Genomic DNA, 15140 nt, shown 5'->3' with positions numbered 1-15140 from the left:
CCACTGTCCCCCGCGCGTCTCCGGATCCCCGAGTCCCCGCGGCCCGGCAGTGGTTCAGCGGTCCGGTTCCGGGTCGCTGAGCCAGTGCACCAGTTCGCTGGTGAAGACCTGCGGGTCCTCCTCGTGCGGCCAGTGCCCCAGCCCGTCGAAGAGGCGCCAGCGGTACGGGGCCTCGACGTACTCCCCCGACCCCGCGGCGCTGCGTGTGCGCGCCACCGGATCGAGTGAACCGTGCAGATGCAGCGTCGGCACCCGCACGGGGCGCTTCATCCTGCGGTAGAACTGCACACCGTCAGGGCGGGCCAGCGACCGCACCAGCCACCGGTACGGCTCCACCGAGCAGTGCGCCGTGGAGGGCACGCACATCGCGCGCCGGTAGTTCTCGACCGCGGCGTCCTCGGTCGGGCCCGCCAGCTTCGGGCCTGCCCACTCCCTGATCAGCTTCCCCACCAAGGCGCCGTCGTCCGCGACGAGTTGCCGCTCGGGCACCCAGGGGCGCTGGAAGCCCCAGATGTGCGAGCTGGCCGCCGTCTGGCGTACGTCGGCCAGCATGGCCGCCCGCCAGCGGCGGGGGTGCGGCATCGAGACGGCCACGAGCCGGCGGATCAGCTTGGGCCGCATCACCGCGGCCGTCCATGCCAGATAGCCACCCAGGTCGTGTCCGACCAGCGCCGCGTCCGGCTCGCCCAGGGAGCGGATGACCCCGGTTACATCGAGTGCGAGGTTGGCCGGGTCGTAGCCGCGCGGCGTACGGTCGCTACCGCCGACCCCGCGCAGGTCCATCGCCACGGCGCGGTATCCGGCGTCCGCGAGCGCGGGGAGCTGGTGCCGCCACGCCCACCAGTACTGCGGGAAGCCGTGCAGCAGCAGCACCAGCGGCCCGTCACCCATTTCGGTGATGTGGAAGCGTGCTCCGTTGGCGGCCACGTCCCGGTGAGTCCAGGGGCCCTCGGGACGGATCACGGCCGCGGGACTGTCTGCGAGCGTCATACGGACGAGCGTGTCACACCCTGCACCTGCGGGCGCTCCTTCCCTCCGTTCTCCGCCGCACGGGGGTGCGGCTTGGCGTGCGAGAGCACGGACGCGCTCTGCTTGGCCGAGGCCACCGACTTCTGCGGGCTCTTGCTCTTGGCCACCCTCTTGAACTTGACCAGCGCCAGCAGCAGGAGGATCAGCGCGAGCGCGATGAAGGCGCCGCCCACGATCAGGAACGACCACGCGAGGCCGAGCCCCAGGTTGTGGATGCCGAAGGCGGCGGCGAAGCTCAGCACCGGAAGGGCGAAGAGCAGCAGGACACCGGCGACCAGGGCGGCGCCGCTGCCCATCACCCCGCGCTTGACGTCCTGCCGCAGTTCGACCTTGGCCAGCGCGATCTCGTCGTGCACCAGTGCGGACATCTCCGCAGTGGCCGCCGCGACCAACTGGCCGAGGCTGCGGCCGTCGTCGGCTGCGCTCATCGCTGTGTCTCCCTTGCTCCTCGTACGGGTCCGCGGCGTACGGTCCCGCGGTGTGCGGTCCCGTGGCGTGCGGGCCCGGGGCTTCCCCTGGCTAGTGCCCGGATTACCGGTCGGTCAACATGCCGTGGGCTCCGATCATGCCGGACCATCGTCCGTCACGTCCCGGCCCCTGGCCACCTCGGCGAGCCTGCGGTGCTCGTCCGCTCTCGCCTCGTACAGCGCCGCCATCCGCAGATGGAACTCCGGGTCGTGCTCCTTGTACACGTCCGGGACGCCGTCGCCGTCCTCGTCACGGTCCTCGTCCTCCAGCAGCGAACGGTGGCTGCGGGCCCGGAGCTTGAGCAGCACGCCCGCCACGAGGGCTGCCAGCAGCGAACCGGTCAGCACGGCGGCCTTCGCCTCGTCGGCCAGGGCGCCCGCCCCGCCGGCGAACGCCAGGTCACTGATCAGAAGAGAGACGGTGAAACCGATACCGGAAAGAGTGGCGACGGCCAGTACGTCGGCCCAGGCCAGGTCCCGGTTCAGCTCCGCCCTGGTGAAGCGCGCCGCCGCCCAGGCGCCACCGAACACGCCGAGCGTCTTGCCCACCAGCAGCCCGAGCACCACTCCCAGCGTCTCCGGCTGGGTGAACACCTTCGTCATCGCGCCGCCCGAGACGGCGACACCCGCCGCGAACAGCGCGAAGAGCGGCACCGCGAGCCCGGCCGACAACGGCCTGACCAGGTGTTCGATGTGCGCCGCCGGAGAGGTCCGCTCGCCCTCCCGTACCGTGCAGCGCAACATCAGCCCCATCGCCACCCCCGCCACCGTGGCGTGCACCCCGCTGGCGTGCATCAGCCCCCACACGACGACCGCGAGCGGCACGTACACGTACCAGCCCCGCACGCCCCTGTGGTGCAGGAACCAGAGCACCGCCAGCCCCGCGACCGCCCCCGCCAGCGCGCCGAAGCTGAGGCCCGCCGAGTAGAAGACGGCGATGATCACGATGGCGCCCAGGTCGTCCACCACCGCGAGCGTCAGCAAGAACGCGCGCAGCGCCGAGGGCAGCCCCGTACCGAGTACGGCCAGCACGCCCAGCGCGAACGCGATGTCCGTCGCCATCGGGATCGCCCAGCCGCGCAGGTCGCCGCCGCCGGCCGCCGCAGAGGCCACGTAGAACAGCGCCGGAACCGCCATCCCGCACAGCGCGGAGACGATCGGCAGCGCCGCCGCCCGCGGATCGCGCAGCTCGCCCGCGACCAGCTCGCGTTTGAGTTCGATCCCGGCGACGAAGAAGAAGAGCGTCAGCAGACCGTCCTTGGCCCAGTCCGCCGCCGACAGGTTCAGGTGCAGCGCCTCGGGCCCGAGGTGGAAGTCCCTGACGGTCTCGTAGAAACCGCTGAGGCCGGTGTTGGCCAGCAGCAGCGCCAGCACGGCGGCGATCAGCAGGAGCGTGCCGCCCACCGTCTCGGTCCGCAGCGCGTCCGCGAGGTACTTCCGTTCCCCCAGCGGCAGCCTGCCCAGAAAGACGGAGCGGCGCCCGGGTGGCGGGGATCCGGGTACCTCGGGCGGTCGGGGCGCCTCGGGGGTTCCGGACGACTCGGATGCTCCGGGTGCGCCGGGTGCCTCAGGTGCCTCGGGTGATGCGAAAGCCCTGGACGACTCGGGCGACGTGGGCGACCCGGCGGGTGGGGTCGGCTGCGTGGTCGGGGACTGCGGGGACGGCGGGTCGGTCGGCGGAGTCATGCTGGCCAGGCCTCCAGGGCTGGTCGCGGACACACCTGCGGTGTGTGCCGACCAGACTTCCCGGCTCGCCCCTCGTCCTTGGCACGTTCTTTACGCGCCTCCACCAGGGTAACCAACACGAGCGAGGGGGCGGCCGGCGTGTTGCCGGCCGCCCCCTCGCTCGGTACCGGGCGGCTCAGTCCTCGCTGGGCGCGCTCGGCAGCTTGGACTGGATGAGATCCATCACCGAGGAGTCGGTGAGCGTCTGGGTGTCACCCAGCGTCCGGTTCTCCGCGACGTCCCGCAGCAGGCGGCGCATGATCTTGCCGGAACGGGTCTTGGGAAGCTCGGCGACCGGCAGGATCCGCTTCGGCTTGGCGATCGGGCCGAGCTGCTTGGCCACATGGTTGCGCAGCTCGTCGACCAAAGCGTCGTCCTCGTCCGCACCGCCGCGCAGAATGACGAACGCGCAGATCGCCTGCGTCGTCTGCGGATCGGTGGCGCCGACGACCGCCGCCTCGGCGACCTTCGGGTGCGAGACCAGCGCCGACTCCACCTCCGTGGTGGAGATGTTGTGGCCCGAGACGAGCATCACGTCGTCCACCCGGCCCAGCAGCCACACGTCGCCGTCGTCGTCCTTCTTGGCGCCGTCCCCGGCGAAGTACTTGTCCTGGAACCGCGACCAGTAGGTGTCCAGGAACCGCTGGTCGTCGCCCCAGATCGTGCGCAGCATCGACGGCCACGGCTCGGTCAGCACCAGGTAGCCGCCGGAGCCGTTGGACACCTCCCGCGCCTCGTCGTCCACGACCGTCGCGGCGATGCCAGGCAGCGGCACCTGCGCCGAGCCCGGCTTGGTCTCCGTGACGCCGGGCAGCGGGCTGATCATGATGCCGCCGGTCTCGGTCTGCCACCAGGTGTCGACCACCGGCGTACGGTCGGCCCCGATGTGGTGCCGATACCACACCCACGCCTCCGGGTTGATGGGCTCACCCACCGAACCGAGGATGCGCAGCGACGACAGATCGAACTTCGCCGGGATGTCGTCGCCCCACTTCATGCAGGCCCGGATCGCGGTCGGCGCCGTGTAGAGGATCGTGACGCCGTACTTCTGCACGATCTCCCACCAGCGGCCCTTGTGCGGCGAGTCCGGCGTGCCCTCGTACAGCACCTCCGTCGCACCGTTGGCCAGCGGCCCGTAGACGATGTACGAGTGCCCGGTCACCCAGCCGACGTCGGCGGTGCACCAGAACACGTCGCTCTCCGGCTTGAGGTCGAAGACCGCGTGGTGGGTGTAGGCGACCTGCGTCAGGTAACCACCGGTGGTGTGCAGGATGCCCTTCGGCTTACCCGTGGTGCCGGAGGTGTACAGGATGAACAGCGGGTGCTCGGCGTCGAAGTCCTGCGGCGTGTGCTGCTCGGACTGGCGGCCGACGATCTCGTGCCACCACACGTCCCGCCCCTCGGTCCAGGAGATGTCCTCCTGGCCGGTCCTGCGCACGACGAGGACGCTGCGCACCTTCTCGGTGCCCGGACGGGTCAGCGCCTCGTCGACGGCGGGCTTGAGCGCCGAGGGCGCGCCCTTGCGGTAGCCGCCGTCGGAGGTGATGACGACACGCGCGTCGGCGTCCTCGATCCGGGTCGCCAGCGCGTCCGCCGAGAAGCCGCCGAAGACCACCGAGTGCGGGGCGCCGATGCGGGCGCACGCCAGCATCGCGACCGCCGTCTCCGGGATCATCGGCAGGTAGATCGCCACCCGGTCGCCGGCCTCGACGCCGAGTTCGGTCAGCGCGTTCGCCGCCTGCGAGACCTCGCGCTGGAGGTCGGCGTAGGTGAGCGTGCGGGTGTCGCCGGGCTCGCCCTCGAAGTTGATGGCCACCCGGTCGCCGTGGCCGGCCTCCACGTGGCGGTCCACGCAGTTGTAGGCGACGTTGAGCTTGCCGTCCTTGAACCACTTGGCGAACGGCGGGTTCGACCAGTCGAGCGTCTCGGTCGGCTCGGTGCCCCAGCTCAGGCGGCGCGCTTGCTCGGCCCAGAAACCCAGCCGGTCGGCCCGCGCCTGCTCGTACGCCGCGGCGGTGACATTGGCGTGCGCGGCAAGCTCGGCGGGCGGGGCGAACCTCCGCTCTTCCTTGAGCAGGTTGGAGAGGGAAGAATGCTCGCTCATTTCTCTCCCTCCTCCTTGAGCAGGTTGGCCAGGCTTTCGTTGCTCACGGCATCTCCCTTTCCCGGGGTGTGCGCTGTGTCCCGGCCATAGCTCATCAGCCGCCCCACCCCCATGACAAGGGCCGCCGCCGAAATTGGTGTAGACCTGTCAGATGTCGTTGCCTCGTACATCTGGCGGGACGGATTCGCGAGCGGAACACGAGTAGGGCACGGCTGTGCCGGGTGGCGGTCGGTGACGTGGGGACGCCGAGAGCGGGGTCGCTCCCGGCCCGGGGCGATGGCTTGTCGGTGGGGGGCGGGCCGGTGGTGGCTCCGCCGGTGCTGTGGAGGCCGGCGGTGGCCGGGGCGGTGGCGACGGGTAAGGGGGCGCCTCGGGGGTGACGCCGGGTCAGTGGTGAGGCCGCGTCAGAGGTGGTGACGCGGCGAGGAGGCCAGCCGGCCGCACGTGGCCTTCCGGCTTCCCCCAAGGGTGAGTACATGAAAGGTAATCCCAAGTAAAGCCTTGGTGAAGTGCGGAGTGGGCCCCGGCGGTCTGTGTTCCGCCCATCGAGTGAAAGCCGCCTAAAAAGCAGCTTGTCCTATTTGTCTGATTAACGTCTCGTGTCACTTTTGTTCCGCATGGCGACGACGCCGGTCGCGTCCGGTGACCGACGAGACAAGGCGAGAGGACGAGGTGAGCCCGATGGCAGCCACGCGAAGACGACCCGCTCTCACCACCGCGGTCCTGGCGGCTCTGGCGCTGTCCGTAGCGGCCGCCGGATGCTCGGGTGGCAACAGCCCCCAGCGGACCGAGGAGTCACCGGGCGGGGCGCCGAAGGCCAATCCGCAGGGCAAGGTCCAGCTACTGGGGGACGGCTCGACGTCGTTGACGGGGCGCCAGCCCTTCCAGCCGACACCGCACAAGCTCAAGCCGGGTCAGAAGCCGCCGCAGTTCGTCGTCTTCTCGTGGGACGGCGCCGGAGAGGACAGCAAGAAGCTCTTCTCCCGCTTCCGCGAGGCCGGCAGGAAGTACGGGGCGGCGCAGACCTACTTCCTCAGCGGTATCTACACGCTGCCGGAGGACGAGGCGAAACGTTACTCCCCGCCCGGACACGCCGCCGGAGCCTCCGACATCGGCTACCTGAAGGACAAGAACGTCCGTGCCACGCTCAAGCAGGTCCGCAAGGCCTGGCTGGACGGCAGCGAGATCGGCACCCACTTCAACGGTCACTTCTGCGGCCCGAGCGGCGTGGACTCCTGGTCCGTCGACCAGTGGAAGAGCGAGATCAAGCAGGCACGCTGGTTCGTCGAGCACTGGAAGACGACCACCGGCTTCGGGGCGGCCAAGGCGCTGCCCTTCGACTACACACGGGAGTTGGTCGGCGGTCGTACCCCCTGCCTCGAGGGCCAGGAGAACCTGCTGAAGGCGGCGAGCCAGATGGGCTTCCGCTACGACTCGAGCGGCAACGGCACCCAGGTCTGGCCGGACAAGCGCCAGGGTCTGTGGGACATGCCCCTGCAACAGGTACCTGTGCCAGGAAGGAAGTTCGAAACCCTCTCGATGGACTACAACTTCATGGCCAACCAGTCCGGGACGGTCGACGGATCGGTGGAGAAACGACCGGCCTGGAAGCGCCAGATGCGCGACGGCCTCCTCCAGGGCTTCGAGCGTGCCTACAACGGCAACCGCGCACCAATGATCATCGGCAACCACTTCGAGGACTGGAACGGCGGCATCTACATGGACGCCGTGGAGCACGTCATGAAGACGGTCTGCCGCAAGGAGGGCGTCCGCTGCGTCTCGTTCCGCCAGCTCACCGACTGGCTGGACGCGCAGGACCCCCGTCTGCTGGCCAAGTTGCGCACCCTTGAGGTGGGCGAGAAGCCCGCCGGAGGATGGCGTTCCTTCATCCGTCCGAGTGCGACGGCGGCCCGGGCCGGATGACAGCACGGACGTTGGCCGAGTGACGGGTTGGCCCCTGGCCGAGCGACAGGCCGAGGCGGATCTCCGCTGTGTTTCTTGACGACGGAGCGGAGATCCGCCGGATTCCGGCGGCATGGGCGCGAGCCGCGTACGCGCCGGGTGCTCGCCGGCAACGAGGGCCCGCGGCAAGAGGGAACTCGTCGGCAACGGGCGCACCCGGCGAGGCATGGCCCGCTGGCAGCGGGCGCACGCGGCCAGGCGGGGCCCGCCGGCAACAGGCGCACGCGGCAGTGGAGGTGCCGAGGCGGTCGCGGGCCCGCGGGACGCTGCGGGCCTGACGGCGCGGCGGGACGTCCGTCAGGCGGGCTGCGGTGTGGACGGTGCCGACTGCGGTACGACTGCCTCCTGTCGCTGCTCGCCCAGCACGAAAGACGGGTCCACCTGTGCGGCGAGATCGGCACCCGTCTTCGCGTTGCCCCAGCTCTCGGCGTTGCGCAGGTGGAAGTGCACCATCTGGCGGGTGTACCGCTCCCAGTCCCGGGTGTCGTACACGGCGTCCACCGCCTGGAAGAGGCTGTGGAGCGCGCCCGAGTTGCTCTCTTCCAGCTCTGCGAAGGGCCGGGGCCGGCCCTTCTCCATGGCGCGCACCCAGTCGGAGTGGCCCACGGTCACCAGCAGGTCGTCGCCCACCTCCTGGCGCAGGAAGTCGAGGTCGTCCTCCCCCTGCACCTTGTTGCCGACGACCTTGAGCGGGACGTCGTAGTCCCGCGCGTATTCCTTGTACTGGCGGTACACCGAGACGCCCTTGCGCGTCGGTTCGGCGACCAGGAAAGTCATGTCGAAGCGGGTGAACATCCCGGAGGCGAAGGAGTCACTGCCGGCCGTCATGTCGACGACCATGCATTCCTCGCGGCCGTCCACCAGGTGGTTGAGCAGCAGCTCCACCGCGCCCGTCTTGGAGTGGTAGCAGGCCACCCCCAGGTCGGACTCGGTGAAGGGCCCCGTGGCCAGGAGCCGGATCCGCGCGCCGTCCAGTGCGACCTCTCGCGCACAGGCGTCGAAGATCGGGTTGTCCTCCTGTAGTCGCAGCAGCCGGGAGCCTTCTCCGGGCGGCGTCGTCTTGATCATTGTGTCGGCGGACGCGATCCGCGGGTTGCTGCCGCGCAGGTGTTCCTTGATGAGCGGCAGGTGGGCCCCCAGCGCCGGCAGCGCCGCCGTCTCCTCGTCGTCGAGCCCCAGCGCGGCGCCCAGATGCTGGTTGATGTCGGCGTCGACGGCGACGACGGGCGTGCCGCGGAAGGCGAGGTGGCGGATGAACAGCGAGGACAGTGTCGTCTTGCCGCTGCCACCCTTACCTACGAAAGCGATCTTCATGTTCAACAGCGTAAGGCGGTGAAGGTACTGCTCCGGCAGACGTGAGTGAAGAAGACCACTCGATCGTGGGGTTGGGCCGCCCGGCCGGGTGCGTAGGGTCGTACGCATGAGTAGCACCGCCGGCTCCAACGGCCGCGCCCCGGCGCCCGGGGCCCCTGCCGCCGATCCGCTCGCCCCCCTCGCCGCGCTGCCGGGCGTTCCCGAAGCCGTGGACTCCGTGCGGACGTCGGTGGACCGCGTCTACGGGCACCGGATCATGCGCCGCCGCAGCAGCGAGGTGAGCGCGGAGGCGGCCTTGCGTGGAGCCCGCGCTTCCGCCGCGGTGGAGGGCGCCGACTGGGCGCTGGAAGAGGTTCGGCGCCGCAGCGACTTCGGCACCGAGGCGGAGGCCCGAACCGTCGGCGCGGCGCTGCGGGTGACGGCGGAGGCGGGACAGCTGCTCGACATCTGGCAGCAGTCACCGCTGCGTGTCCTCGCCCGGTTGCACCTGGTGGCGGCCTCCGGGGCGGCACCGGACGACAGCGTCGGGCGGCCCCGGCGGCCGGGAGAGCCGGTGGAAGGTCCCGAGATCGGCCTGGAGCTGCCCGGCGCCGACGAGGTCGCGGCCCGGCTCGACGGCCTGGCGCAGCTGGTCACCGGCAGCACCTCCGTGCCGGCGCTCGTCCTGGCCGCCGTGGTGCACGGCGAATTGCAGACACTGTGTCCCTTCGGCTCCTGCAACGGCGCCGTCGCCCGCGCCGCCGAACGGATCGTGCTGGTCGGCAGCGGACTCGACCCGAAGGCCATCTGCCCGGCCGAGGTGGGCCACGCCGAGCTGGGCCGCGACGCCTACCGCGCCGCTCTGGCGGGCTACGCCTCAGGAACACCCGAAGGGATGACCGCGTGGATCACGCACTGTGGACGCGCCGTCGAACTGGGCGTACGGGAGAGCACGGCCGTGTGCGAGGCGATGCAGCGCGGAGCGGCCTGACGGAATGCGCCCGCCGTCGCTCCTGGGACGCCTGAGACGCTCCGACGGCGCTCGGCCTCTGACAGCGCTCAAGCCCTCGGCAACGAGAAAGCCCGGCGTTCCGTGATCAGGTCCGCGTTGCGTGACCGGCGCCTGTGTTCCGTGACCAGGTTCGCGTTCCCTGAGCGAGGGCCTGCGTGCCGTGTCCAAGCGCGGCGTTCCTCCGCGACCGGGGCCCGGCGTTCCGTAACAATGCGGTGGCACCGCCTCAGGCGGGGCCACCGCTGGCATGTCCACCGGGTTACCAGTGCGTGCTCCACTTGTGTGTCCGAACATCAGGGTGGGTGCTTTGCCCTTCCCTGGTGGGACCTGCCCCGTCGCGGGCTGTGCGTCGCGTGGGTGCCCGGTATTCATGCATCCGGTCCGTGGGGCCTTGAGCTGAACGGGATCCTCTCGGATGCCGCTGGTCTCGCGGGCCGTTGTCTCCTTTGTACCCCCGGCGGAGGGGCATCGGAACCCTTCTGCGCAGAACTTTACTTTCCGTATCAACTACGGCTGTATGCAATGAATCGGGCTGAACGGATAAAAGGGGTGTTGGCCGGTCGGGGCACCGGCGCCCCGACCGGCCAGCCACCTCCCGGCTAAGGGACCGGTCGACTCGGCGCCGGAAGGGGTCTGGCTTTGAGGGGGCGGGATCAGAGGTTCAGAAGAGGCGGAAGCGCGGGTGCCGCGGGGTCTGTCGCCGGTTGTTGAACCAGACGAACCCGGCCGTCGCAGCCGCGGCTCCGACCGCGACAGCCCCCAGTGCCAGCGCCGGCCGCGACGGCATCGACAAGGAGGGGATGCGCTGCTTGAGCCGGACCGGCCTGGAGAACGTCAGTACGGGCCACTCCCGCGCGAGGGCCTCCTTGCGCAGCGCCCTGTCCGGATTGACGGCGTGCGGGTGGCCCACCGCCTCGAGCATGGGCAGGTCCGTGGCCGAGTCGCTGTAGGCGTAGCAGCGCGCCAGGTCGTACCCCTCCGACGCGGCCAGCTCGCGCATCGCCTCCGCCTTGGTGGGGCCGTAGGCGTAGTACTCGATCTCTCCGGAGAAGCGGCCTTCCTCCACGACCATCCGCGTGGCGACCACCCGGTCGGCGCCGATCATCCTGCCGATGGGTTCGACGACCTCGGCGCCCGAGGTCGAGACGATGACCACATCGCGGCCCGCCAGGTGGTGCTTCTCGATGAGGGAGGCGGCCTCGTCGTAGATGATGGGGTCGATCAGGTCGTGGATGGTCTCGGCGACGATCTCTTTGACCTGCTCGACGTCCCAGCCGCGGGCGAGAGCCGAGAGGTACTCGCGCATCCGCTCCATCTGGTCGTGGTCGGCGCCGCCGAGGAGATATACGAACTGCGCGTAAGCAGTCCGCAGCACTGCGCGGCGATTGATCAGGCCACCTTGATAGAAGGACTTGCCGAAGGTGAGCGTGCTCGACTTCGCAATGACCGTCTTGTCCAGGTCGAAGAAGGCGGCTGTGCGGGGCAACGCGAGATTTTCCACGCCACCGAGCATAGGCGCCCACCATTCGGCGTAAGCTGGGGCGCGTGGGTTTGCCTGAGAAGGCTCTCGGGTACACCATGGAAGTCACGGATCGTTCGCGACCGTGCTAACCCGGCCCGACTCCTCCCCCCCCGAGTCGGCCGTGGAGACGACCCCCGCTCTCCCCCCCGGCGGGGGTCGTCGCATGTCCGGAGGTATTTGCCCGCCCTGGCCCGTCGTGGCCGGGGCTTTTTCGATCTCCGCGTAGCGGAGTCAGTGATTCCTCCGAGCTGTGACTCAACGTAATCGCTACGCTGCTCTCCGGCAGTCACCGGTTTGGGTGAGGAAGTTATTCACAGCCCCCCGGTTGTCCACAGTTTTCGACCATGATCCACAAGTTTTTCCGGTTCGCCGGACCGTGAATCCCGTCGGCGTCCGCAGCCGTTTGCGGACGCGAGTGCCCGAGGGGCAGGGAGGTTCGGACCATGGCCGAAAACATTCTGATTGTCACCGAGGACGCGGAACTCCTCGATGACCTACTGCGACTGTGCGCAGCCGCCGGGACGCCCGAACCGCAGGTGGCGCACGGCGGTCCCGCCGGCGCGGTGGGCTGGGCGGCCTGGAGCGGCGCCACCCAGTGGGAGAGGGCCCCCCTCGTACTCGTCGGGGACGACTGCGCCGCCGCCTCCGGCTTCGGAGAGCCGCCCGGCCCCGGCCCTTCGGGCGGAGGCCCAGCGGTGCCGCGCAGGCCGGGAGTCCTCCTCGTGGGGCGGGACTGGGACGACCCGGGCGTGTGGGAACGCGGTGTCCGCGTCGGCGCCGAGAGCGTCGTCCTGCTGCCCGACGCGGAGGCCTGGCTGACCGACCGGATCGCCGACGCCGTGGAGGGCGTGGGGCAGTCGGCCCTGACGGTCGGAGTGGTCGGTGGGCGCGGCGGTGCGGGAGCCTCCACGCTCGCCTGCGCCCTCGCCGTCACGGCGGCACGCGCCGGTGAGCGCACCATGCTCATCGACGCGGATCCGCTCGGCGGCGGTGTGGACATCCTGCTCGGCGCCGAGCGGACCAGGGGGCTGCGCTGGCCCGACCTCGCCCAGGCCCGCGGCCGGGTCGGCGGCTCGGCGCTCGCCGAGTCCCTGCCGCACACCCACGACCTGCACGTGCTCAGCTGGGACCGGGGCGAGCACGCGGTGGTGCCCGCCGACGCGATGCGTTCCGTGCTCGGCGCCGCGAGGCGACGCGGCGGTGTGGTCGTCGTCGACCTGCCACGGCAGGTGGACGAGACCGTCGCCGAAGTCCTCGTCCAGCTCGATCTCGGACTGGCGGTGGTCCCCGCAGAGCTGCGCGCGGTCGCCGCCGCACACCGCGTCGCCGACCGGATGCGTCTTGCCGTGCGCGACCTGCGCGCGGTGGTGCGCTCGCCAGGCGGCCCACGCACGGAGCGCGGTTACGACTCGGGGCTGGAGGACACCGAAGTCGCCCGCCTGCTCGGGCTGCCGCTGGCCGGAGAGCTCCCGTGGGAGCGCGGACTGCTCGAAGGCGTCGACAAGGGCACGCCCCCCGGCTTCGCCAAGGACGGCGCCCTGGCCCGCTTCTGCGGCCGGTTCTGGGAGCGGGCGCTCAGCGGGGGAGGGGTGGCCGTATGACCGCGGACCAGGTCACCTGGCGCGCGTCGGCGGCGACACGCACCCCGCCGGTCACCGGAGCGGGGGCCGGGGCCACCGAGGACGCGGCGGCCGGGGACCGGCTGCTGGACCGGGTGCGGCGCAGCCTCGCCGAGACAGGAGCCGAGCCCACGCCCGCACGAGTGGCGGCGGTGCTGCGCTCCCAAGGACGGCTGATGGGCGACAGCGCGGTGCTGGGCGTCGTCGAGGCGCTGCGCTCCGAGCTGGTCGGCACGGGCCCGCTGGAACCGCTGCTCGCCGACCCGGAGGTCACCGACGTGCTGGTCACCGCGCCTGACCAGGTGTGGATCGACCGCGGGCGCGGGCTGGAACGGGCGCGGGTGTGCTTCCGCGACGCCGCAGCCGTGCGCAGGCTCGCCCAGCGCCTGGCGACCTCGGCGGGGCGGCGGCTCGACGACGCCCGCCCCTGGGTCGACGCCCGGCTTCCGGACGGCACCCGGCTGCACGCCGTCCTGCCTCCCGTCGCGGTCGGATCGACCTGCCTCTCCCTGCGGGTGGTACGGCCCCGCGCGTTCAGCCTCGCGGAGCTGGTCGCCGCGGGGACGGTGCCCCCCGGCGGCGAGTGGCTGCTGCGAACGGTGTTGGAGGCGCGCCTGTCCTTCGTCATCAGCGGCGGCACAGGCTCGGGCAAGACGACGCTGCTCTCCACCCTGCTGGGGCTCGTCGGCCCTCACGAACGCATCGTCCTCGCCGAGGACTCCGCCGAGCTGCGCCCCGACCATCCGCACGTCGTCCGCCTGGAGGCGCGACCCGCCAACCAGGAGGGCGTAGGAAGCGTCGGTCTGCGCGACCTCGTGCGGCAGGCCCTGCGCATGCGCCCTGACAGGCTGGTCGTCGGTGAGGTCCGCGGCGCCGAAGTGACCGACCTGCTGGCCGCGCTGAACACGGGGCACGAGGGCGGGTGCGGGACCGTACACGCGAACGCCGCCGCCGACGTCCCCGCGCGCCTCGAGGCCCTGGGGACGACCGCCGGACTCGACAGGGCGGCTCTGCACAGCCAGTTGGCGGCCGCACTCGACGTGGTCCTGCATCTGGTGCGGGGCCGGGACGGACAGCGCCGCGTCGCCCAGATCCACGTACTGGAGCGCGACGCCGCAGGGCTGGTGACGACGGTGCCGGCCGCCGTGTGGAGCGGCCGGTGCGAGGCACGACCCACGGGAACGGCTACGACAGGCGGCGGATTCGCCCGCGGCCCCGGGTGGGACCGGTTGCGCGCCCTGTGCACGAGGTCTCTCGGCGAGGACGGAGAAATCCTCGCCCCCGGCGGGGCCGACCCGGGCGGTCGTCCTGCGGCGCCTCGGGACCGCACGGCCCAAGGGCGAGCCCTTCCCCTCGGCCCGGACGGTGAGCCGCGCGCGGGCTCCCAGGTGAGGAGCGCGCCATGACGGGTGCCCTGGTTACGGCGGCGGCCGGCACGGAGGCCACCAGCAACCCTGTGGTGTACGCGGTGATGGTGTGCGCGGGCGCTGCGGCCTGGCTGATGACGGGACGGAACGGCGGAGGCCAGCGGGCCCGGCTGCTGCTGGCCGGCCCAGGAGAGCCGGCCGGGCGGGGCAGGACCTTCGTGCCTCCCACCCGGTGGCGGGAGGCCACCGAAGGGGTGCGGCGTCAGCTGGCTGCCCGCCTCGGTCCGGCGGGCTGGTGTCTGCCGGCGGGGCTGCTGGTCGCGCTGCTGGGCCGCTCCTGGATCCCACTCGTGGCGGGGGCCCTGGCAGTGCCTGCGGTGCGTGGATGGATCGGGCGACGGAGCGCCGACCGGCTCGCCCGGTCCAGGGAGGCCGCCGCGGTGGAGCTCTGCGCCGGTGTGGCGGGAGAGCTGCGCGCCGGGAGGCAGCCGGGCGCGGCGGTGCTCGCCGCGGACCGGGCCGTGCTGGAGCGGTTCGGGGAGGCGGGAGCGGCCGTGCTCGCGGCGGCCCGCTTCGGCGGTGACGTCGCGGGCGCACTGCGCGAGGCCGCCGCGCTCCCGGGCGCGGGCGGGCTTTCGGGAGCGGCTGCCTGCTGGCAGGTCGCGGTCGACGGCGGGGCAGGCCTGGCGGACGGGTTGGAACGGGTGGCTGCCTCCCTGCGGGCCGGACGGGATCAGCGGGAGGAACTGAGGGCCCAGCTGGCGGGGCCGCGCTCCACCGCGCTGGTGCTCGCCCTTCTCCCGGTCTTCGGGCTGGTGCTGGGCTCAGCCATGGAGGCGGACCCGCTGGAGATCCTGCTGCACACCCCCGCCGGATTCGCCTGCCTGGTGGCGGGCCTGGCGCTGGAGTGGGCCGGCCTTGCCTGGGTCGCCCGCATCGTGCGCTGCGCAGAGGGAGCCGGCCGGTCACGGCGGACGGCGGCGACCACGGGAGGGCGGCCTCCTTTCGCGCCCATCGGGAGCCGGTCGACGTGAGCGGCG

The 15140-nt window shown here is 71.6% G+C and carries 11 protein-coding genes; 5 read left to right on the top strand and 6 right to left on the bottom strand.

The genetic code is table 11. The annotated features are described in order from the left end of the window. Positions 1-54: 54 nt before the first annotated feature. From DQ392_RS29270 to acs, 4 genes are all read right to left on the bottom strand, one after another. The gene (locus DQ392_RS29270) at positions 55-990 is read right to left on the bottom strand and encodes an alpha/beta fold hydrolase (RefSeq protein WP_114018735.1); all 936 of its coding nucleotides are present in this window, start codon (positions 988-990) and stop codon (positions 55-57) included. Continuing rightward, on the bottom strand, positions 987-1457 hold the full coding sequence (locus DQ392_RS29265) for a phage holin family protein (RefSeq protein WP_114018734.1): 471 nt from the start codon (positions 1455-1457) through the stop codon (positions 987-989). Before DQ392_RS29265 ends, DQ392_RS29270 begins: the two co-directional genes overlap by 4 nt. A gap of 135 nt (positions 1458-1592) precedes the next feature. After that, positions 1593-3182 (bottom strand): Na+/H+ antiporter NhaA, encoded by a 1590-nt coding sequence (gene nhaA, locus DQ392_RS29260; RefSeq protein WP_245982122.1) that lies wholly within the window; start codon positions 3180-3182, stop codon positions 1593-1595. 175 nt (positions 3183-3357) lie between these two features. After that, entirely contained in the window at positions 3358-5325 is a 1968-nt protein-coding gene (acs, locus tag DQ392_RS29255; RefSeq protein WP_114018733.1) for an acetate--CoA ligase, read from the bottom strand. Between the two features lie 681 nt (positions 5326-6006). On the opposite strand from acs, the gene DQ392_RS29250 reads away from it, so the two are divergent. Continuing rightward, positions 6007-7248 (top strand): polysaccharide deacetylase family protein, encoded by a 1242-nt coding sequence (locus DQ392_RS29250; protein ID WP_114018732.1) that lies wholly within the window; start codon positions 6007-6009, stop codon positions 7246-7248. Positions 7249-7584: 336 nt separating this feature from the next. Here the strand turns inward: DQ392_RS29250 and DQ392_RS29245 are convergent, their stop codons facing one another. Next, positions 7585-8601, bottom strand: a complete 1017-nt coding sequence (locus DQ392_RS29245) for an ATP-binding protein (RefSeq protein ID WP_114018731.1) — start codon at positions 8599-8601, stop codon at positions 7585-7587. A 106-nt stretch (positions 8602-8707) separates the two neighbouring features. On the opposite strand from DQ392_RS29245, the gene DQ392_RS29240 reads away from it, so the two are divergent. Continuing rightward, complete coding sequence (locus DQ392_RS29240; RefSeq protein WP_114018730.1) at positions 8708-9571, top strand: Fic family protein; 864 nt, start codon at positions 8708-8710, stop codon at positions 9569-9571. 682 nt (positions 9572-10253) lie between these two features. Here the strand turns inward: DQ392_RS29240 and DQ392_RS29235 are convergent. Beyond that, entirely contained in the window at positions 10254-11105 is an 852-nt protein-coding gene (locus DQ392_RS29235; protein WP_114018729.1) for an HAD family hydrolase, read from the bottom strand. 452 nt (positions 11106-11557) lie between these two features. On the opposite strand from DQ392_RS29235, the gene ssd reads away from it, so the two are divergent. From ssd to DQ392_RS29220, 3 genes are read left to right on the top strand one after another with little or no spacing between them, the layout of a single operon-like run. Then, positions 11558-12715 (top strand): septum site-determining protein Ssd, encoded by a 1158-nt coding sequence (ssd, locus tag DQ392_RS29230; RefSeq protein WP_114018728.1) that lies wholly within the window; start codon positions 11558-11560, stop codon positions 12713-12715. After that, positions 12712-14139: a TadA family conjugal transfer-associated ATPase gene (locus tag DQ392_RS29225; RefSeq protein ID WP_114018727.1), complete on the top strand. Its 1428-nt coding sequence runs from the start codon at positions 12712-12714 to the stop codon at positions 14137-14139. Before ssd ends, DQ392_RS29225 begins: the two co-directional genes overlap by 4 nt. After that, the gene (locus DQ392_RS29220) at positions 14136-15134 is read left to right on the top strand and encodes a type II secretion system F family protein (RefSeq protein WP_181856629.1); all 999 of its coding nucleotides are present in this window, start codon (positions 14136-14138) and stop codon (positions 15132-15134) included. Before DQ392_RS29225 ends, DQ392_RS29220 begins: the two co-directional genes overlap by 4 nt. Positions 15135-15140: the final 6 nt, after the last annotated feature.

Origin of the sequence: Streptomyces reniochalinae (assembly GCF_003323735.1) — a bacterium.
Lineage (GTDB): Bacteria > Actinomycetota > Actinomycetes > Streptomycetales > Streptomycetaceae > Streptomyces > Streptomyces reniochalinae.
Note: the sequence above shows the minus strand (reverse complement) of the source record. Positions and strands in the feature narration are given on the sequence as shown.

What these genes read in the sequence shown, in the direction of transcription:
- DQ392_RS29270 (WP_114018735.1), bottom strand. Translation starts at nt 990, where the DNA reads ATGACGCTCGCAGACAGTCCCGCGGCCGTGATCCGTCCCGAGGGCCCC.
- acs (WP_114018733.1), bottom strand. Translation starts at nt 5,325, where the DNA reads ATGAGCGAGCATTCTTCCCTCTCCAACCTGCTCAAGGAAGAGCGGAGG.
- DQ392_RS29240 (WP_114018730.1), top strand. Translation starts at nt 8,708, where the DNA reads ATGAGTAGCACCGCCGGCTCCAACGGCCGCGCCCCGGCGCCCGGGGCC.
- DQ392_RS29265 (WP_114018734.1), bottom strand. Translation starts at nt 1,457, where the DNA reads ATGAGCGCAGCCGACGACGGCCGCAGCCTCGGCCAGTTGGTCGCGGCG.
- nhaA (WP_245982122.1), bottom strand. Translation starts at nt 3,182, where the DNA reads ATGACTCCGCCGACCGACCCGCCGTCCCCGCAGTCCCCGACCACGCAG.
- DQ392_RS29225 (WP_114018727.1), top strand. Translation starts at nt 12,712, where the DNA reads ATGACCGCGGACCAGGTCACCTGGCGCGCGTCGGCGGCGACACGCACC.
- DQ392_RS29220 (WP_181856629.1), top strand. Translation starts at nt 14,136, where the DNA reads ATGACGGGTGCCCTGGTTACGGCGGCGGCCGGCACGGAGGCCACCAGC.
- DQ392_RS29235 (WP_114018729.1), bottom strand. Translation starts at nt 11,105, where the DNA reads ATGCTCGGTGGCGTGGAAAATCTCGCGTTGCCCCGCACAGCCGCCTTC.
- ssd (WP_114018728.1), top strand. Translation starts at nt 11,558, where the DNA reads ATGGCCGAAAACATTCTGATTGTCACCGAGGACGCGGAACTCCTCGAT.
- DQ392_RS29245 (WP_114018731.1), bottom strand. Translation starts at nt 8,601, where the DNA reads ATGAAGATCGCTTTCGTAGGTAAGGGTGGCAGCGGCAAGACGACACTG.
- DQ392_RS29250 (WP_114018732.1), top strand. Translation starts at nt 6,007, where the DNA reads ATGGCAGCCACGCGAAGACGACCCGCTCTCACCACCGCGGTCCTGGCG.